Below are 19449 nucleotides of genomic sequence, written 5' to 3' on the forward strand. Positions count from 1 at the left end.
CTGAGTTTTTTATGGCCGGGCCGGCCTATGCTAATACCGCTTCAATGTCCAGATGACAGAGCCTGCGGTATATCTGATCCTGGTATTCACGAACGACGGTGCTTTGCGGCATGGACTGGCAACAGCTGTAAAGAAGCCGCAAAACCTGCAAGTTAAGTTCGGGCTCCCAGTGAGCCAGTACGGAGCCTTTCATCTGCTCATCCAGTGCTTCCAGTTGATGCCTGGCAAGTTCGTAGCTTTTTGCCTGAAGGCATAACCGGGCCAGACTGAGCCGCCAATGGAATCTTGCGCGCTCGCTCCTGGCGGTTCGAATACTGTCTGCGAACATCCGTGTGGCAACTTTCAGGCCGCCCACTGACAGTTCGTTCGTTGCTTCGACCAGAGCAACTTCCCACTCCGGCGTGGTACCGCTCTCCCGGACAGTTTCGGGCTGAGGCTCGGCAGGTACGTGAGGCATGACCTGGTTCTCGATCCACGCCCGCGTAGCCGGACCGGCAAAGGCGCGCCCATCCTGAAACCTGAGCCGGACAACTGTCGGAAACCGTTCCAGAAACCGTGCCAGCTGGCTCTCTACTTCCTTCGCCGCCGCATCGGCGTTCAGCCCCAGCAGGCATTCCCAGACCATGTGCTGCCCGTCGAACCAGAACGGCGCCTGGGCAATGCGGCCCTCGAGATCCACAATCAAATCCGCGTACTGGCCCTGCTGAAGGCGCGCCTGATAGCCATCCACTTCGTCGGCGCTCACCCCGCGCAGACCGGTAATGTCATCCGGATTGCAATCCGGCATCTTGTCGATCGCCAGCCAGGCGACGGCGCGATTCAACCGCAGTGCGCGCAGGTCCGAAGCTTTGCTGCGCAGCCACCATGCGCTCAGAAGCCTGGCCGTGTCCTGCAGAGCCTTGAGTGCGCTGCGCGCCTCTTTTTCATTGTCGATGACGGTAACGGGCGTGATCAGTCTCGCTGCCACCTGTTTGACCTGCTGCACCAGCGTTGCCGGCACAGGCTCTACCTTTTGCGCCTGTTCGATCATCGCACTCAGGCGCCGCCGCAACGGCAGCAACAGCGGCGCCTCATCCCTGAGGTTGTCGATCAGGACTTTATCGAGGTTCTCCAGGTAGACCGCCAGCGCCTGGAACAACGGTAGCTGTTCCTTGACGGGCACGTCTTCAGCCAGCGCCTTGTCCAGTCGTGCTATCAACCAGTCCAGTGCGGCGCCGCGAGTCCTCGACTTCAGCGGCCACACACACTCCCAGCGCTCACGACAGAGGTAGTCGATCACTGCGCACCCGGACAGCAGTCCTGCAAAGGATTCCGTGCGGTAAAGCGCCCAGGTCAGCCAGCACACGACACGCAGGTCCTTCGACTGCGATTCGAGGATGACTTCCGCCTCTTCCCTGACTCTTGACCAGTCGACGGGAGCAGCGCCATGCATTGACCGGGCCCTGGCAAGTTCTTCTTCAAGCGCTTCGAACTGACTGGAAAAACGCACTTCCTCACCCGCATAGCTCTGCACCGACACGGGCCGCTTTATGAGTGCAATGTAATGAGCAAGCAGTTTTTCGGAGTGAGCCATGTAAGCGATTCAACTGGAGAAGACACGGACTTGCTGACAGCGGCAAGCACAAGAGAGGGTGTACACTAGTGATTTGATAATTTTTAAACAAGTAACGAAACGTCGAAAAGCGGCTTTTAGGAAATTTCCTACGCATCCAATCAAAACTTAGTAGGACACAGATATAAAATTATAAAAAAATGTTAAGCAACCAACACCCAGAAACGGATTCAACCCCCTCATGTAAATTCAGACAAAAAGGTCGCTCGGCAACTCTGTGACAACACCAGGAGGGCTGCGCAAAAAACTGCCAGCCCGAGCAACAAACTGCGCAGCCCCAGCCCCCTTCTTAGTTGCCAAGCCCAGGGAAAATTTCAAATAACCCGCACAGAGCCCGGACTTTATTGACTAAAGAATAGTTGGCACGGTTCTGGTATGGCAGATCTACATTCACGAGCCTGTCGTGGATTAAAAATTGCACCAGGAGATAAACAATGGCAATGCCCGCTTACATGTCAGTCATTGGCAAGACACAAAAGGAGATCAGCAAGGAGGCATCCAGCGAGGCCTCGCTTGGCCAGAGTTTTCAGCAAGAATATCTCGACCAGATTCAAGTGATCGCCTTTGAACATTCCATCAATGTACCGCGCGACCCGCTCTCGGGTTCGCCTACCGGCAAGCGAGTTCATGAGGCAATGCGCGTGACCAAACGGTTCGACAAGGCCTCCCCGCTGCTGATGCAGGCCCTGGCCAGGACCGAGATTCTTGAAAAAGTCACTCTCGACTGTTATCGGCCGTCCAACGAGGGCGCGCAACTTTACTACCAGATCATTCTTGAGGATGCCACGATCGTGAAAATCCGCGATGTGATGCCCGATTCCCTGGAGGCGGACCGCGGTCATCGCACCCATCTGCAAGAGGTCTCTTTCGCATACAAGAAAATAATCTGGAAGCATGAAATAGCAGGAACCGAAGCCGAAGACGACTGGAGCAAATCCACAGCAAATTGAAGATCGTGCCCACTGGCCACGCAGGCCAGTGGGCATTTTCATTCTCATAAGCACACTCGCATTTTCTGGAGGGCCTGGTGTGTCAGCACCCGCCAATCAAAACCGGTTCGATCTCAGTATCCTTGGGGTGAACCACGACTTTCAGATGCTTTCCTTCACCGGCCAGGAAGCCGTGAACGAACCGTTCCGCTTCGACCTCGAACTGGTCAGCAAACGCGGTATCGACGACCTGGAAGCGCTGCTCCATAGATCCGCATTCCTGCACATTGCAGGCAACGCTCAGGGCATTCACGGCCTCATTGACGCGGTTGCCGAAACCGATCAGCACGTCAATCTGCGCCGCTACTCGATAACCCTGCGCCCGCAGCTGGCGTATCTAGGCCATCGTCGCAATCACCGAATCTTTCAACGCCGCACAGTGCCCCATATCATCGCTGAGGTGCTCAAGGAGCATGGCATCGTCGATGACGAGATGTTTCATCTAGGCGGCGACTATCCGGCGCGTGAGTACTGTGTCCAGTACGGCGAATCGGATCTGCACTTCATCCAGCGTCTATGCGAGGAAGAAGGCCTGCACTTCCACTTCGAGCACAGCCGGGACGCACACCGGATCCTGTTCGGCGACGACCAGACGTCTTTTCCAGAGCTGCCGCCCATTCTTTACAAGCAGGGCAACGGCATGGCAGCGCCAGAACCCGTCGTCAGTCGTTTCGAGGTCCGACTGGAGACGCGCACCACTCGAACGTGTCGTCTGGATTACGATTTCGAGAATCCGCCTCTCGATCTGAGAAAGGCTGCCGGAGACAAGACCTCCATTCTTGAAGATTTTTCCTACCCAGGTCACTACACGGATCCCAAGCGCGGGCAGCAGCTGAGCAAGCTCGCTCTGGAGCGACACCGAACGGATTACCGGCTCGCCCAGGGTCAAAGTAATCGACCGGATCTTGCAAGCGGCCGTTTGATTACCTTGTCCGAGCATCCATCACAACCCTGCAACGGCCGATGGCTGCTGACCGGGATTCGGCATGAAGGGCACCAGCCCCAAGTACTGGAAGAGTTCACCGGCACCGCAGACGCACAGGAAATGAAGAACGGCTATTCGAACCAGTTCTCCGCAGTCCCCGGCGATGCTCCCTTCCGCCCGGCGTTGCGACATCCCAAGCCCCGAATCCTTGGTAGCCAGACCGCCGTCGTGACAGGTCCGAAAGGCGAAGAGATTCACTGCGACGCCTACGGCCGAGTCCGGGTGCGCTTTCACTGGGACCGGGATACGCATGAAACCGGCGCTACCAGCTGCTGGCTGCGGGTAGCGTCAGGCTGGGCGGGTAACGGTTATGGTGCCGTCGCGATACCCAGAGTGGGCATGGAAGTGCTGGTCACCTTTCTCGAAAGCGATCCTGATCAGCCCGTCGTCAGCGGTTGCCTGTACCACGCTGAACAGGTGCCGCCCTACCCTTTGCCCGAGAACAAGACGAGAAGCGTCTTCAAGACCCTCAGCAGTCCAGGCGGTAAGGGTTACAACGAATTGCGCATCGAGGACCGCAAGGGTCACGAGCAGATATTCGTCCATGCCGAGCGCGACTGGGATGAGAACATCGAGAACGATCAGAAGATCCGCGTCGGGCACGAACGTCACGACCGCGTCGAAGCCGGCAGTTTCAGCGAGTTCATGGCCGAGGAGCACAGGGTCACCCACGCCAGCCGCTTGAGCGAGGTTCGCGGGGACGACCATCTGACGGTGGGCCAGACGCAGCACACTCAGTTGGGAGCGTCTTATCTGGTTCGTGCGGGTCAGGAGGTTCATTTTGAGGCCGGTGAACAAGTCGTCATCGATGCGGGCATGGAGATCACGCTCAATGCCGGTGGCAGTTTCATCAAGATAGATCCAGGCGGGATCACGCTTTGCGGGCCGACTGTCAGGCTCAACTCGGGCGGCGCTCCGGGCATCGGAACACCTGCGGCCCCAGAGCTGCCGAGAGCCGTCAGAGACACGGACGGAGATACAGCGGGTGAGCCGCTGGTACCCGCCCAGATGACTGCATTCAAACGCCAACCGCGTTGCGAAGCCTGTGAGCGAGCGGCAGAGAAGTCCAAGCCATGACGACACGTGATTACCTGCTTATCGACGGCCTGTTGCGCCCCGACGCCATCAAACAGCTGTATCAACGTGGCGACGTCCTGCACATCAAGCCGCTGTATCTGGGAACTCGCTGGATGGCGCTGAAAGACTCCGGCCCTATCCTGGCGATGCCCGCTCACGGCTCCCGGCTCATGCAGGACTGGTGGATGTCAGCCGAGCAGCACCTGAGCGCATCAGGGTTGCACAGCAGCGCACCCGCGCAGGACATCGTCGACCATTTCCGGCGCTTCCTGTCGCCCAAGGATCACCTCGGACACTCCTGCCTCTTGCGGTTTGCCGATCCGGTCATCCTTCACTTCTGGTTGTCGAGCTACAGCCCCGAACACCTGGCTCGGATCCTGGGTCCGATCGAGCGCATCCGGGTACGGCGGCCATTGCACAGCTGGTATCCGCCGACCCAGGAACCGTTCTCCGATTTCGACCGTCCTGGCGCGGCGCCCGCCTGGGACGACAGTGCTGCCGTTCTCGGCGAGCCTCAGACCGCTGCGCTGGAGAAAGCTTTCCGCTGGCTGTTCATCGAACGCCTGTATGCATGGCTGCGAGGACTGCAACCGGAATTCCTTGCGGACCAGAGCGCTCCCGAGGTCGAAACATGGCTCCAGCGTGCGTTGGACACCGGCTATCGATGGGGACTTGTCACCGAGTACGCACTGGTAACCTGGGCAGAGATCTGCCAGGCGTGGGGACTGGACTTCGCCGATACAGACACCGGTCCCTACCGGGACTGGCTGACCGCGCATCCCGAGCAAGCGCGCCTGGCCCCCGAGTTGCGCATCGATGCACTGGACGAATATCGCCTGGAAATTACCGGAGAAATGGTCCAGGACTGACGAAAACCAAGACCTCGATCAGTGCTGCGACGAAAACCGCTCACGCCACCCGAGAGTCATGTCAACGAGGAACGGTCCGCTTCAGGCGTCCATTCTGGTCCCGTAGGAGCGGATTTATCCGCGAGAAATGCATCAGATGCATCCAATGCGTCCGTCATCATGCCCTTTCGCGGATAAATCCGCTCCTACAAAACCCGTCTGTGACGACGGGCTTGCCAACGTTGCAGTGGCCGCTATGCCTTGCAAGCCCAACCCCCCTGCGAATAAGGTACTGCCACTTCGGTAAACACCCTCTTCGAACCCGCCCCCAAGGACCCGCAATGATCGATATCCGCCCCATGACCCCCGCCGATTTCGAGCAATTCTGGCCGACGTTCCACTCCGTCGTGGTCGCGCAGCAGACCTATGCGTATGACCCGGCGCTGGACAAGGAGCAGGCTCGGCAGCTCTGGATGGACGCGCCGTTGCATACACTGGTGGCCGAGGAGGATGGGGTCCTGCTGGGCAGTTATTACCTCAAGGCCAACGCATCCGGGCCCGGCAATCATGTGTGCAATTGCGGCTATATGGTGACCGAGGCGGCCCGTGGGCGTGGTGTGGCGCGCTTGATGTGCGAGCACTCGCAGCAGCTGGCGCGCGAGCAAGGCTTCCTCGCCATGCAGTTCAATTCGGTGGTGGCCAGCAATGAAGTGGCGGTGGCGCTGTGGAACAAGCTGGGCTTCGAGACAGTCGGCCGGTTGCCCAAGGCTTATCGCCATGCCGAGCTGGGCCTGGTGGATTGCCTGGTGATGTACAAATGGCTGGGTGAGCCGGCCACGACCACCGAGCCGCGAGTGAAGCTGATCGGTCGCAAGAACATTGAATCGGTGGTGTCGCGCCCGCGTCGCGATTAATGCTGCCAGTGGGGAACGATCGCATCGTCTCCCGGCTCGCTCGTACAACGCTGGTGACAGCCAGAGCGAGCCCGCTCGAAGGTGAGTGACAATTGGCGTGCGTCAGTCCTTGACCTCGCTCAGCGCGAATTTCTGTCCTTTTACGTCTCTGACTTCGGCACCCACGATGTAGGCGATGGTCTGGCCGTCATGGTCGACCAGGCGCTGCGGTGTGCCAAGGCTCAGTGTTCCGATCTCGCCGCTCCAGTCCCGGCGAGGGTCGTGCTCCAGATAGGCGTAGACCTTGCGCTCGCGAATCCGCCAGACCGGGTAGGCCTTGCGGGTCGAGATCACGTCGTAGGTCAGGTTGGGGTTGAAGGTGAAAGCGGCAGTCATGACAATCTCCGTCTCATGGGTGTGGCTGACTGCGCGTTGAAGCCACGTGGCATGAGGCAGGATAGACCAAGCCGCGCAAGTCCTCCGCGTCACGCTCCTTCTTCTTGCAACCAAAAGAAACGGACCTCTAGGGTCCGTTTCTTTCAGCAGTGTCGAAGCCTTACTCGGCCGCGCCGGATGGCGTCTGTCTGTGCAGGAGAACGCGGGTCACGCGACGCTCTTCCACCCCGGCCACCTGAAGGTGCCAGCCTTGCCATTCCAGGCGGTCGCCAGTGACCGGCAGACGGTCGAGCAGGCTCATGACCAGTCCCGCCAATGTCTGGTAATCGTCCGTCGCCCGGGCCTGGAACCCGGTTCGCTCGCGGATCAGATTGAGGTTCAGCGCGCCGGAGACCAGGTAGCCATCCTCATGCTCGACGATGTCGGGACCTTCGACCTCACTGGCGTCCGGCAACTGGCCGGCGATGGACTCCAGAATGTCGGTCATGCTCAACACACCGATGAAATCGCCGAACTCGTTGACCACGAACGCGATATGCGTCGAGGCCTTGCGCATCTGCTCCAGCGCGTTAAGGATCGAGAAATTCTCCAGCAGGTTGACGGCCTTGCGCGAGAGCAGCTGCAGGTCGGGTTCGTTACCGGCGAGCAACTCCTTGAGCAGCTCCTTCTTGTGAACGAAGCCCACCGGCTCGTCGATCCCGCCCTCGCCGATCAATGGCAATCGCGAATAGGACGAGTGCATCAGCCGGGTCCGGATCGTCTGCGGGTCATCGGCGAGGTCGATATAGTCCACCTCGGCGCGTGGCGTCATGACCGTGCGGATCGGCCGCTCGGCCAGCTGCAACACGCCGCTGATCATGACACGCTCGCGACGATCGAAGACCGCTTCGGTGGCTTCCCCTTCACGGGCATCGCCCTCCAGCATATCGATGATTTCCTCGTCGACCTCGCCCTCTTCCAGACGGCGACCGCCAAGCAGACGCATGACGGCATGGGCTGCGCGCTCACGACGCGGGCGCTGTCCATGGGCCGACGTCTTGCGGCGTTTGCGAGCGATCTGATTGAACATCTCGATCAGGATCGAGAAGCCGATCGCCGCGTAGAGATAGCCTTTCGGAATGTGGAAGCCAAGACCTTCGGCCGTCAGGCTGAAGCCGATCATCATCAAGAAGCCCAGGCACAGCATGATCACCGTCGGGTGGCTATTGACGAATTTGGTCAGCGGCTTGCTCGCAACCATCATCAGACCGATCGAGAAGATGACCGCGATCATCATCACCGAGAGCTGCTCTACCATACCGACGGCAGTGATCACCGCGTCCAGCGAGAAGACAGCGTCGAGCACGACGATCTGCGCGACGATCGGCCAGAAAGCGGCGTAGGTCCCGCTGCCGGCGCGCTGGCTGACATGGCCTTCGAGCCGCTCGTGCAGTTCCATGGTGGCCTTGAACAGCAGGAAGATACCGCCGAACAGCATGATCAGGTCACGACCGGAGAAGCTGTGGTCGAAAATCTCGAACAGCGGTTCGGTAAGCGTCACCATCCAGGAAATGCTCGCCAGCAAGCCAAGACGCATGATCAGCGCCAGGGACAGGCCGATGATGCGTGCCTTGTCGCGCTGCTCGGGCGGGAGCTTGTCGGCGAGAATGGCGATGAACACCAGGTTGTCGATGCCCAGCACCAGCTCCAGCACGATAAGAGTCAGCAGGCCAAGCCATGCCGTTGGGTCGGCGATCCATTCCATGGGTTATTCCTTCTCGGACAGAATGCGGGAGACAGCGAACACTGTGTTCAGGCGCGCACGGACAGACAGGGTCAGGTCAGGCTGACGATTGCCGAAGTGCGTGAGCAAACGGGATCTGGCCCGACATTGCGACCGAGGGATGGCGCAAGAAGATCGGGAGGCGCGGCGCAGTGGCACGCAAGGCGAAGGCTGTAAAAGGGTGACGCGGGAAGAGCGACAAGGAGGCTCCTGAAGGGTGTTCATAAAATCCTGAAATTGAATGCGGGATGTGATCCTACAATACGCACGGCCCTTTCCTGCGCAGAAGAAGTATTACAAAGCTTGACGATTGGTGACTTCTTCCGACTGTGCTGGGGGGAGCGTGTCGTTATGTCGCAGCAAATCCACGACCAGTTGTCTGACGACCGCTTGCATCGTATGGAAGCAATCCGCCATATGTTTTAAAATATTTCGAAATCTTCGCAGACCGCAGGTGACATCAGCCGGTCGCGACCAGAACGATAAAAATAAAGAGCCCGTCCCTGACGGGCTTTTTGCGTTTGAAGCTTTTTCACAGCGTCGCCATGCGACGTCAGGGGGGCGCAGTGTGGGTGCCATGCCAGTCGGCATGGGCCATACCGGCTCTTGTCATTGATCCTGAGGCTATTCACCCATGTTGCGGTCGGTTGTTGTACATCTGTTTTACTGGTTTAAACGTTTTTCCCAGGCGCTGCTGGCGCGCAAACCCGCAGAACATCGGTATTCCCGTGATTTCACCCGGGAAGACGAACGCGGTCGCTGGACGTTCGTGTCGATCTTCATCGTATTCACTCTGGGCCTCTATTGCGTTGCGGGTCTGGGCTATTACGCCAAGGTCAATGTCTGGGACGGCTTCACGCCTGAGCAGAAGGAAGCTGTCGCGCAAGCCATGGTCGCCGGCTCGCAGAATCTTCTGTAACGTCCATGTCATTGAAAACGGGGAGGCCTGACCTCCCCGTTTTCGTTTCCGCTTGTGCCATGAGCGTTTTTCTGCGAGAAAGCCGAGCTAGTTGACAGCAGGGCCAACTGACAAAGGACTTCTTATGCACGACTCGACGCAGCCGGAACTTCAAGTGACCGACATCCAGGTGGGTGACGGCAAAGAAGTCGTCAAAGGCGCCTTGATCACCACCCACTACACCGGCACCTTGCAGGACGGCACTGTCTTCGACTCATCGCACCAGCGCGGCAAGCCCTTTCAATGCGTGATCGGCACCGGTCGAGTCATCAAGGGTTGGGATATCGGCTTGATGGGCATGAAGGTCGGCGGCAAGCGCAAGCTGTTCGTGCCCGCGCATCTGGCCTACGGCGATCGCAAGATGGGGGCTCATATCCAGCCGGGCTCCGACCTGTCATTCGAGATCGAGCTGCTGGAAGTGCTGACTCGCGACGATTGAACGTCACTCAGGGTTTGCCCGTCAGCGCTGAAAAGGCCATGCTTTTCCCATGGATGATCCGCCATTCGCCGACAGGAACCTCTAATGCCGCTCAATAAGTCGACCCAAGAGTTGAAAAAGCACCTCAAGGGCACGGCCAGCAATCTGGAAAACACCGCCGACGAGATCCTCAAGCTGGCCGCCCGGGTGACCGAGGTCGATGTGACCGCCATTCTTCAGATGGTCAACCGGCTTTATAGCGACGCGGATCAGTTGAAAGCCTACGCTGACGAAATCAAGGCGCGCAGGATCGTGCGCGCCAAGCCTGTTTGAGGTCACGCCGCCCTGCCGATAGCTTTCACGAAAGCCTGCTCGTTGTGGGCGCCGTCTCAAATAGGTTTACCATGTGCGGCCTTTTTTCTCACCGACCAGCCCCATGAATCCCGAAACGCTCGCGACACTGCACCAGCATCTGCTCGAATCCCTCGATCCTGCGCCGGCCGAAACCCGACGCCTGTTCCACGGTCGAGGCCGGGTGTGGCCGGGACTGGAGCAGATTACGGTGGACTGGATGCAGGGCGTGGTCCTGGTGTCGCTGTTCAAACAGCCGACCGATGATGAGCTGGCCGGCCTGACTGCGCTGCTCTGCGCTTTGCCCCAGACCGATCAATGGCAGCGAAGCGAAGCCCGTACTTTGCTACTGCATCACCGCTACCTGCCGAGTAGCGACATGGAGCTGCTCGCCGGGGACGCCATCGATGAATGGGTCATCACCGAAAACGGGCTGCGCTACAAGGTCGATTTCGGCAAGAAGCAGAACAGCGGGCTGTTCCTGGACATGCGTTACGGCCGCGACTGGGTCCGGGAAAACGCCCGCGGCAAGCGGATTCTCAACCTGTTCGCCTATACCTGCGGTTTTTCGGTCGCGGCCATCGAAGGCGGCGCCGATCATGTGGTGAACCTGGACATGGCGCGGGCGGCGCTCAACCGTGGCCGCGAGAACCACCATCTCAATGGCCATGATCTGAGCCGTGTCAGCTTTCTGGGACATGACCTGTTCAAATCCTGGGCTAAGGTCACGCGCATGGGCCGCTATGACTTGATCATTGTCGATCCGCCTTCTTTTCAGAAAGGCAGCTTCATGCTCGACAAGGACTATCAGCGCGTATTGCGACGTCTGCCCGAGCTGCTGGAAACGGGCGGATCGGTCCTGGCATGTATGAACGATCCGGCCACGGGTCCGGACTTTCTGATTCAGCAGACGGCGGAGCAGGCTCCGTCGCTGCGTTTCGAACGCCGCCTGGACAACCCGCCGGAATTCCCTGATGACAGAGAAGACGGCGGGCTCAAGGCGCTGCTGTTTACCTACCAGGGCGAAGCGCGCGACGGCTGGGCCTGACAAAGTGGCTGCGCTCGGCAATACGGCGTTGAAATCGGTCTCAAAATGCTCATTTACTCCGTGTAAACTCCGCTTTTTCGACCGATTTCGCCTTGTCTTGCCGTCGCTCGCCTATTTTGTAAACACCCTCTGAGGCCTTCAACCCGTTTAGGCCGGATCAGGCCCCGAGCCGCGAGATCACCTCGTTCAACCCGACCGACAGCCCATGCAGATCCTGGCTCGCACCTTGGGTCCGCTTGACGTTGTCCTGGTTGGTGGTGGCAATGGCAGTGATCTCGGTCAGATTGCGCGAGATGTCTTCGGCGACCGACGTCTGCTCCTCGGCGGCCGTAGCGATCTGCCGGTTCATGTCGCGAATGTTCTCCACCGCCAGGGTGATGCGCTGCAGGGTTTCCCCCGCCTGAGTCACCTGCTCGACGCTTTCCTCGCTGCGGGCCTGCCCGCCCTGGATCGCCTGAACGGCGTCGGTCGCGCCGGTCTGCACGGTATTGATGATCTGGTTGATCTCGGCAGTGGATTCGGCCGTGCGCTGGGCCAGGGTACGGACTTCATCGGCCACCACCGCAAAGCCACGGCCGGCCTCGCCCGCGCGCGCCGCTTCGATGGCCGCGTTCAGCGCCAGCAGATTCGTCTGCTCGGCAATGCCACGAATGACCTCCAGCACCTTGCCGATCCGGCCGCTGTCCGCTTCGAGGCGCCCGATCACGTCGGCGGTAGAGGCGATCTCGGTGCGCATCCGGGTGATGGTGGCGATGGTCGACTGCATGACTTTTTCACCGCTTTGCGCGCTGTGATCCGCTTCGTCGGCGGCGCGGGCAGCCTCGGCGGCATGGCGCGCGACTTCCTGAGCGGTGGCAGACATCTCGGTCATGGCGGTCGCGACCTGATCGGTGCGTTCGAATTGCTCGTGGGTGCCTTGCGCCATCAAGGATGCGATGGCCTTGAGCTCGCCGCCTGCGGTGTCCAGATCAGTAGTGCTGCGCTTGAGACGTGCAAAAGTATCGGCGAGGAAATCGCGCAAGGTATTGGCCGCCTCGGCCAAACGACCCAGCTCATCGCGACGGGTGATGTCGACGCGGGCCCCGAACTTGCCCTCGGCCAGTTTCGCAACGTAATCAATCAGCACGGTGATGGGCGCGATGACGTTGCGATTGACCATCCACAGCGTCAGCAGACCGACCACCAGCGCTGAAATCAACATCACCAGAGCGCCGATCACGATGGTCCGGTCCGCCTCGGCACTGATCGCGACCGATTGCGTCGCGCTGGACTTGTGCAGCTGCTCGACCAGCACCGCCATCTGCTCGCTGGCCTGTCGGTCCACACCTTTTACAGCTTCGTCGCCTGCCCCGGCATCGGCGCCGGAGGCGATGAAGGCATCCCGGCCCTTGCGGTAGGCAGAGCCAAGGTCACGGTGTTCCTGCTTGAGCTTTTCGACCTGCGCTTTCAGCGTCGGCTCAAGCCCGCCCAGGCTGCTCAACCGGGTCAAGGCATCCTGCACGTTGCGCTCCTGCGCTTCGAACTGGGCCCAATAGCGGTCGCGGTCAGCCGGAAACTTGCCGCGCAGCAGCACGTTTTTCCATTCCTGCACCTGAACCTTGAATTGCAGGTTGGCCTCGTCGACCAGTTGCGAGGCGAGCACCGGCCCCTGGATCAGGCCACGATAAGCATGGACATTGTTGGAAAGAAAATTGAAGCAGGCCAGTGCGATCAGCAGAATCAGGATCAGGCTGCCGCCCAGCATGGCGAGTATTTGCAAGCGCAAGGATTTGGACATGAGGTATCTCCGGGAATTGGGGCCGCGCGCCGCGCGGATATGAGTGCCACTTCCCTGTCATCACCCCGTTTGGGAGACGTGCATCCGAACTATCGGCCCGGAGAAAAACTTCTTTAATCAACCAGTTATCGACGCCAATGGCAGCAAATTATGACAATTTGATGACGTCGGAGAATTATTTTTCTGGCTTGGGCATATCTACCCCGAACGACCGCAATAGCGCTATTACATTCGTCGCCTAAAATTGTATTTCCCCAGATATTTCAAATTATTGCGGGTTGTCACAGTCACAGCCTCATACCCTTCTGATTTGCGACGATCCAAACCCATGAGCTTCATTACCTGCATGACGGTGTTGGGCGCATTGCTGATGCTGCTGGCACTGACCTCTTCCTATCTGCGCTGGATGCCCGTGACAACCTCGGCGGTCTGCCTGATCTTCGGCTTCGCGATCGGTCCGATGGGGCTTGCGATGATCAATCTGGATTTCCGCCAGGCATCCGGCTGGATGGAGCGTCTGACCGAAGTTGCCGTGCTGTTTTCGCTGTTCAACACCGGTATCAAGCTGCGCCTGCCGTTGCACGGCAAGGCCTGGCATTCGGCCTACTGGCTGGCAGGGCCGGTGATGATCGCGACCATCGCCGGTACTTGCCTGGTCGCGCACTATCTGCTCGGCCTGCCATGGGGACTGGCCCTGCTGCTGGGCGCCATGCTCTCGCCGACCGATCCGGTGCTGGCGGGGCTGGTCCAGGTCACCAACGCACAGGATCAGGACCGGCTGCGGTTCGGACTGTCCGGCGAGGCGGGCCTGAACGACGGCACGGCGTTCCCTTTCGTTTACCTGGCGCTGTTCTATCTGGGGTCTAGCGCCATGGGCGACGGCTGGGTGACCCACTGGGTGGTGGCCAAGCTGTTATGGGCTGTCCCGGCGGGCCTGTTGCTTGGCTACGGGATGGGCCGCGGCGTCGGCCACCTGATGATTTTCCTGCGCATCAAACATGGTGATAGTTCGCTTTCGCCGAACGACTTCCTGGCACTGGCGTTGATCGCGTTGTCCTACGTGACTGCCGACTGGATTCAGGCCTACGGTTTCCTGTCAGTCTTCGCGGCCGGTTTCGGGCTGCGGCAGGCGGAAGCACGCATCACCCGTTCCGAGGTACCTTCCGAACACGTAGCCCAGCCGATCATCGGCCACATGACCGGCGGCCTGGACAAACCCACTGCGACCGAGGCCGAAGATTTGAGCGATTCGCAGCTGGCGGCGGGCATCATGATGGGCGACATGCTGGCATTCGGCAGTCTAGTGGAGCGTTCCATGGAAGTGCTGCTGATTACGCTGGTGGGCGCGTCGCTGGCGCTGTACTGGGATTGGCAGGCAGTCGGTCTGGGCCTTGCCCTGTTCTGTATCATCCGCCCGGTCAGTGTCTGGCTGCTGATCAGCCCGAAACTGCTGGATCGTCGTCAGAAAGGGCTGGTCAGCTGGTTCGGCATTCGCGGCATTGGCAGCCTTTACTATCTGTGTTTCGCGCTGGGGCACGGTTTGCCGGAAGACGCGGGACACGTCATCATCGGCATGACGTTGTCCGTGGTGGCACTCAGCATCCTGTTGCACGGTCTGAGTATCCAGCCGCTGCTGGACCGCTATGAACGTTATACTCCGAGCACCGAGGGCGACCGATAGAGCAAGTCGATCAGCCTATCGCAACAAGCGATTGGACGATGGCGAAAGGACTGCGCAAGCTGCACATACCGCGTATTGAGAAGGTGAAATGTCAGATCACGTCCTGATGGACCGCTTTGCACGCAAGGTGGATTATCTGCGCATGTCGGTGACCGACCGGTGCGATTTCCGCTGCGTGTACTGTATGGCCGAGGAAATGACTTTCCTGCCCCGCCAGCAGATTCTGTCGCTGGAGGAAATTCTGCAAGTGGCCGAGCGTTTCGTCGCGCTGGGAACCCGCAAGATCCGCCTGACCGGCGGCGAGCCGTTGGTGCGCGCCGGCGTGGTCGGGCTGTGCGAGCGCATCGCCGCCCTGCCCGGCCTGCGCGAGCTGTGCATGACGACCAATGGTTCGCAGCTGGACCGCCTGGCCCGCCCGCTGTACGACGCAGGGGTCAGCCGTTTGAACATCAGTCTGGACAGTCTGGACCCGCAACGCTTTCGCGAGCTGACCCGCACTGGCGATCTGGACAAGGTCATTGCCGGTATCGATGCTGCCAATGCCGCGGGTTTCACGCACACCAAGCTCAACTGTGTGGTCATGAAGGGTCGCAACGATCACGAGATAAACGACCTGCTGGCCTTTGCCATCAATCGCGGCCTGGACGTGTCGTTCATCGAAGAGATGCCGCTGGGCGTCATCAGCGAGCACAGCCGCGCCGAGTCCTTCTGTTCCAGCGACGAGGTGCGCGAGCGCATCGCCGAACGCTATACCCTGATGCCTTCCACCGACTCTACCCACGGACCATCGCGCTACTGGCGGCTGGCCGAGGCGCCGGATATCCGGATCGGTTTCATCTCGCCCCACAGCCACAACTTCTGCGGCACCTGTAACCGGGTGCGCCTGACGGTGGAAGGACGTTTGCTGCTGTGCCTGGGCAACGAGCATTCCGCCGACCTGAAGGCCGTGCTGCGCGCCAATCCCGGCCAGCCGGAGAAGCTTGAGAAAGCCATCATCGACGCCATGCAGCTCAAACCCTGGAGCCACAATTTCACCTTGGACGATGACGTGCAGGTGGTGCGCTTCATGAACATGACCGGCGGCTGAGACCGGTTGCCGAGCGCCTAGGTTGCATCACCATCGACGCTCAGCGGAAGGAGAAAAGGCCAGCGGGGTGGTCAAGACCGAAACCGGTCACATCTGCGCCATCACCGCCGACCCTTGCCTGAAAGTTATATCAGCCATTTCAGTTTGTACAAGTTCTGTTCAACTATTTTTTTCATTTCTGATACAGCCTACGCAACCTTGCGCTTGCGCAGCTGCTGCCATTGCACGGCGATGTCGCCTAGTACCGATTCAAGATAAGCAGGATCGGCGGCGGCTTTCTTGCCCACATACCCTTGTCCCCGCCGAAACATTTTCACGCAGGCTCGCAGCTGCGGATGCGTTTCGCGGAATTCGTTTTCCTGAGAACAAGGCGACATGGGGTCCAGATGAACCTCACCGTTGTCGCAAATCCAGAGGATGTGGCAATCGAGGGTGTCTTTGCAGGCTGCAAACAGACGAGCCAGTTCATCGAGGGACGTGTGGCGATTCATGTTCATGGTGATGCTCCTTCGCTCGTAGATTGGGTGCCGTACATTCACCTGCCGCGCCAGTAACAATGATGTCGGGAGCGGCCCCATGGATGAAACAGGGAGTACAGGTAGTAGATTCAAGCGGGCACTACATGGAACGCTGACAAGCGAGGGACTGGCGAAACCGCAGTTCAGGCTGATGGTCGGTATGACCAACCGCAAGCATCATGAGGTCGTATCGCCAACATCCCGCCCTGTCGAGCGATCATGCCGGGTCAGCTTCATCAATCTGCCTTGTGGGCAGCCTGTATCCGTGAACATCTCGACGGCTTGTCGAGCTGATCTTCTGCATCTCCAGTGCTCCCGATGAGGGAGACAGCTGCATGATGCAAAACCGTGATTGGCGCGTCAACCGTTATGTAGTGGTTTTCTGTGATCACTACAGACGAATGGTCAGCGCGCAAAAAAAACGGTGGCAGTGACCGTCAGGTCACGCCACCGCTAAAAAGGGAAACCGAGGAGACGGCGGGTTACTGGGTGAAGGCGGTGTAACTGTTGATCAGGTTGCGGTAGTTCGGGATACGCTGGGACAGCAGGTTGGCCAGGCCTTCCATGTCGTTACGCCAGTCGATCTGCAGTTCGCAGGCCACCGAGAACCAGTTGACCAGTTGCGCACCCGCGGCGCTCATGCGCGCCCAGGCTGCCTGTTGCACAGTTTCGTTGAAAGTGCCCGACGCATCGGTCACTACGAACACGTCGAAGCCTTCGGCCAGCGCGCACAGGGTCGGGAACGCGACGCAGACGTCGGTCACGACACCGGCGATGATCAACTGCTTGCGGCCGGTGGCTTTGACAGCCTTGACGAAATCTTCGTTGTCCCAGGCGTTGATCTGGCCTGGGCGCGGGATGTAAGGCGCGTCCGGGAACATCTCCTTGAGCTCGGGCACCAGCGGACCGTTGGGGCCGCTTTCGAAGCTCGTGGTCAGGATGGTCGGCAGGTCGAAGAACCGAGCAATGTCGGCCAGCGCCAGCACGTTGTTCTTGAACTCGTTGGGGGAAAAGTCCTGGACCAGGGAAATCAGGCCGGTCTGATGATCGACCAGCAGGACCGCGGCTTCGTCTTTGTTCAGGCGCTTGTACGGGGTAGCAGTGCTCATGATTGACTCCTTGGGTGGAATGGGCGCCCTGACCGGTGACCTGTCAGGGGTTTACCGGGATCAGAATGCGAAGCAGGAACAGCCAAAGGCGCCCCAGAAACCCTGGAAATCGCTCACCGGGACGTTCGACAGACGCGCCCGCTCGTGGCTGTGGGAATGCACGGTGCAAGGCCCGCTGCACTGGTGCACCTGAGCCAGCATCGGCGAGGCCGGGCGCCAGTGACCGGCGACCTTGGCAACCGGCGACCAGTCCGGCAGCACCGGTACGGCTGGCGGGGCCAGTTGCTCGAAGTCGCCCGAGCCATACACGACCTTGCCGTCCACGACGGTCATGACCGACTCGATCCACTTGATCGCGTCTTCTTCGACGCTGAAGTAGTCGGCGGACAGGGCCACCACGTCCGCCAGCTGGCCAACCTTGATCTGGCCCTTCTTGCCCTGCTCCGAGGAAAACCACGCACTGCCGTGGGTGAACAGTTCCAGCGCGGTTTCACGGGACAGACCTTCGGGATAGAGTTCCAGACCGCCCACGGTACGCCCGCTGACCATCCAGTACAGCGAGGTCCAGGGGTTATAGCTCGACACGCGAGTCGCGTCGGTGCCGGCGCCGACCGGCACGCCTTCGGCCAGCATGCGCTTGATCGGCGGCGTTATTTCGGCCGCCTTCGCGCCATAGCGGTCTACGAAATATTCGCCTTGGAACGCCATGCGGTCCTGGATCGCGATGCCGCCGCCCAGTGCGCGAACCCGCTCGATGTTTTTCGGGGTGATGGTTTCGCAATGGTCGAAGAACCAGGGCAAACCGTTAAACGGAATGTCGCGATTGACCTTCTCGAAAACGTCCAGCATCCGGCTGATCGACTCGTCGTAGGTCGCATGGAGGCGGAACGGCCAGCGATGTTCCACCAGGTGGCGCACCACCGGTTCCAGATCCTGCTCCATGCCAGGCGCCAGGTCCGGACGTGGTTCCAGGAAGTCTTCGAAGTCAGCCGCCGAGAAGGTCAGCATTTCTCCCGCGCCGTTGTGGCGCAGGAAGTCATCGCCCTGGTGCAACTTGACGGTGCTGGTCCAGTTCTTGAAGTCGGCGAGTTCTTCCTTGGGCTTTTGGGTGAACAGGTTGTAGGAGATGCGCACCGTCAGCTGCTTCTCGCGGTTCAGCTGTTCGATGACGGCGTAGTCGTCCGGATAATTCTGGAAACCGCCACCGGCGTCGATGGCACTGGTGACGCCCAGGCGATTGAGCTCGCGCATGAACTGGCGGGTCGAGTTGACCTGATACTCCAGCGGCAGCTTGGGGCCTTTGGCCAGGGTCGAGTAGAGAATCATGGCGTTGGGCTTGGCGACCAGCATGCCGGTCGGGTTGCCCTGGCTGTCGCGCACGATTTCGCCGCCCGGCGGGTTAGGCGTGTCGCGGGTGTAACCGGCTACCCGCAGCGCGGCGCGGTTGAGCAAGGCACGGTCGTACAAGTGCAGGACGAACACCGGGGTGTCTGGCGCGGCCTGGTTCAGCTCTTCGAGCGTTGGCATGCGCTTTTCGGCGAACTGGAACTCGTTCCAGCCGCCCACCACCCGCACCCACTGCGGCGTTGGCGTACGGTCGGCCTGATCCTTGAGCATACGCAACGCGTCAGCCAGCGACGGCACGCCTTCCCAGCGCAGTTCAAGGTTGTAGTTCAGGCCGCCGCGAATCAGGTGCAGGTGCGAGTCGTTGAGGCCCGGAATCACCGTGCGCTGCTTCATGTCGATGACCTGGGTCGCGCTGCCGCGCAATGGCATGACTTCGGCATCGGTGCCCACGGCCACGAACCGACCGTTGGCGATGGCGACCGCGCTGGCCTTGGGTTTCTCTCGATCGACCGTGTGGAACCGGCCGTTGAACAGAATCAGATCGACATTCATTGCTGCACCTTTGGTGAATGACTGGGAAGCGTTGGCAACAC

At 59.8% G+C, this 19449-nt stretch carries 17 protein-coding genes; 10 read left to right on the plus strand and 7 right to left on the minus strand.

Annotated features, from left to right (window positions below):
• Nucleotides 1-25: 25 nt before the first annotated feature.
• On the minus strand, nucleotides 26-1573 hold the full coding sequence (gene tssA, locus TRP66_RS03785; protein WP_333400010.1) for a type VI secretion system protein TssA: 1548 nt from the start codon (nucleotides 1571-1573) through the stop codon (nucleotides 26-28).
• A 473-nt stretch (nucleotides 1574-2046) separates the two neighbouring features.
• Between tssA and TRP66_RS03790 the strand changes: the two genes are divergently transcribed.
• From TRP66_RS03790 to TRP66_RS03805, 4 genes are all read left to right on the plus strand, one after another.
• A complete protein-coding gene (locus TRP66_RS03790; RefSeq protein ID WP_333400011.1) occupies nucleotides 2047-2562 on the plus strand; it encodes an Hcp family type VI secretion system effector in 516 nt (171 codons plus the stop codon).
• Nucleotides 2563-2641: 79 nt separating this feature from the next.
• A complete protein-coding gene (gene tssI, locus TRP66_RS03795; protein ID WP_333400012.1) occupies nucleotides 2642-4663 on the plus strand; it encodes a type VI secretion system Vgr family protein in 2022 nt (673 codons plus the stop codon).
• Complete coding sequence (locus TRP66_RS03800) at nucleotides 4660-5532, plus strand: DUF4123 domain-containing protein (RefSeq protein WP_333400013.1); 873 nt, start codon at nucleotides 4660-4662, stop codon at nucleotides 5530-5532. Before tssI ends, TRP66_RS03800 begins: the two co-directional genes overlap by 4 nt.
• A gap of 320 nt (nucleotides 5533-5852) precedes the next feature.
• On the plus strand, nucleotides 5853-6425 hold the full coding sequence (locus TRP66_RS03805; RefSeq protein ID WP_333400014.1) for a GNAT family N-acetyltransferase: 573 nt from the start codon (nucleotides 5853-5855) through the stop codon (nucleotides 6423-6425).
• Between the two features lie 102 nt (nucleotides 6426-6527).
• Here TRP66_RS03805 and TRP66_RS03810 read toward each other — a convergent pair whose 3' ends face one another.
• Nucleotides 6528-6800, minus strand: coding sequence for a hypothetical protein (locus tag TRP66_RS03810; RefSeq protein WP_333400015.1), 273 nt, complete (start codon nucleotides 6798-6800; stop codon nucleotides 6528-6530).
• A gap of 160 nt (nucleotides 6801-6960) precedes the next feature.
• A complete protein-coding gene (locus tag TRP66_RS03815) occupies nucleotides 6961-8544 on the minus strand; it encodes a TerC family protein (protein ID WP_333400016.1) in 1584 nt (527 codons plus the stop codon).
• 652 nt (nucleotides 8545-9196) lie between these two features.
• On the opposite strand from TRP66_RS03815, the gene TRP66_RS03820 reads away from it, so the two are divergent.
• From TRP66_RS03820 to TRP66_RS03835, 4 genes are all read left to right on the plus strand, one after another.
• Nucleotides 9197-9481 (plus strand): hypothetical protein, encoded by a 285-nt coding sequence (locus tag TRP66_RS03820; protein WP_333400017.1) that lies wholly within the window; start codon nucleotides 9197-9199, stop codon nucleotides 9479-9481.
• A 124-nt stretch (nucleotides 9482-9605) separates the two neighbouring features.
• Nucleotides 9606-9959, plus strand: a complete 354-nt coding sequence (locus TRP66_RS03825) for an FKBP-type peptidyl-prolyl cis-trans isomerase (protein ID WP_333400018.1) — start codon at nucleotides 9606-9608, stop codon at nucleotides 9957-9959.
• A gap of 84 nt (nucleotides 9960-10043) precedes the next feature.
• Nucleotides 10044-10271, plus strand: a complete 228-nt coding sequence (locus TRP66_RS03830; protein ID WP_333400019.1) for a hypothetical protein — start codon at nucleotides 10044-10046, stop codon at nucleotides 10269-10271.
• A gap of 103 nt (nucleotides 10272-10374) precedes the next feature.
• Nucleotides 10375-11337, plus strand: coding sequence for a class I SAM-dependent methyltransferase (locus TRP66_RS03835; RefSeq protein WP_333400020.1), 963 nt, complete (start codon nucleotides 10375-10377; stop codon nucleotides 11335-11337).
• Nucleotides 11338-11494: 157 nt separating this feature from the next.
• Here TRP66_RS03835 and TRP66_RS03840 read toward each other — a convergent pair whose 3' ends face one another.
• Nucleotides 11495-13114, minus strand: a complete 1620-nt coding sequence (locus TRP66_RS03840) for a methyl-accepting chemotaxis protein (RefSeq protein WP_333400021.1) — start codon at nucleotides 13112-13114, stop codon at nucleotides 11495-11497.
• Nucleotides 13115-13442: 328 nt separating this feature from the next.
• Between TRP66_RS03840 and TRP66_RS03845 the strand changes: the two genes are divergently transcribed.
• Both TRP66_RS03845 and moaA read left to right on the plus strand, forming a co-directional pair.
• Entirely contained in the window at nucleotides 13443-14795 is a 1353-nt protein-coding gene (locus tag TRP66_RS03845; RefSeq protein WP_333400022.1) for a cation:proton antiporter, read from the plus strand.
• 88 nt (nucleotides 14796-14883) lie between these two features.
• Nucleotides 14884-15882 carry a GTP 3',8-cyclase MoaA gene (gene moaA, locus TRP66_RS03850; protein WP_333400023.1) on the plus strand — a complete coding sequence of 333 codons (999 nt, stop codon included), beginning with the start codon at nucleotides 14884-14886 and terminating at the stop codon, nucleotides 15880-15882.
• Nucleotides 15883-16070: 188 nt separating this feature from the next.
• On the opposite strand, the gene TRP66_RS03855 is transcribed toward moaA, so the two are convergent.
• From TRP66_RS03855 to TRP66_RS03865, 3 genes are all read right to left on the minus strand, one after another.
• Complete coding sequence (locus TRP66_RS03855) at nucleotides 16071-16379, minus strand: hypothetical protein (RefSeq protein ID WP_333400024.1); 309 nt, start codon at nucleotides 16377-16379, stop codon at nucleotides 16071-16073.
• A gap of 503 nt (nucleotides 16380-16882) precedes the next feature.
• The gene (gene ycaC / locus TRP66_RS03860) at nucleotides 16883-17509 is read right to left on the minus strand and encodes an isochorismate family cysteine hydrolase YcaC (protein WP_333400025.1); all 627 of its coding nucleotides are present in this window, start codon (nucleotides 17507-17509) and stop codon (nucleotides 16883-16885) included.
• A 60-nt stretch (nucleotides 17510-17569) separates the two neighbouring features.
• Nucleotides 17570-19408, minus strand: a complete 1839-nt coding sequence (locus tag TRP66_RS03865; RefSeq protein ID WP_333400330.1) for an amidohydrolase — start codon at nucleotides 19406-19408, stop codon at nucleotides 17570-17572.
• Nucleotides 19409-19449 lie beyond the last annotated feature (41 nt).

Source organism: Pseudomonas sp. JDS28PS106 (assembly GCF_036706555.1).
Lineage (GTDB): Bacteria > Pseudomonadota > Gammaproteobacteria > Pseudomonadales > Pseudomonadaceae > Aquipseudomonas.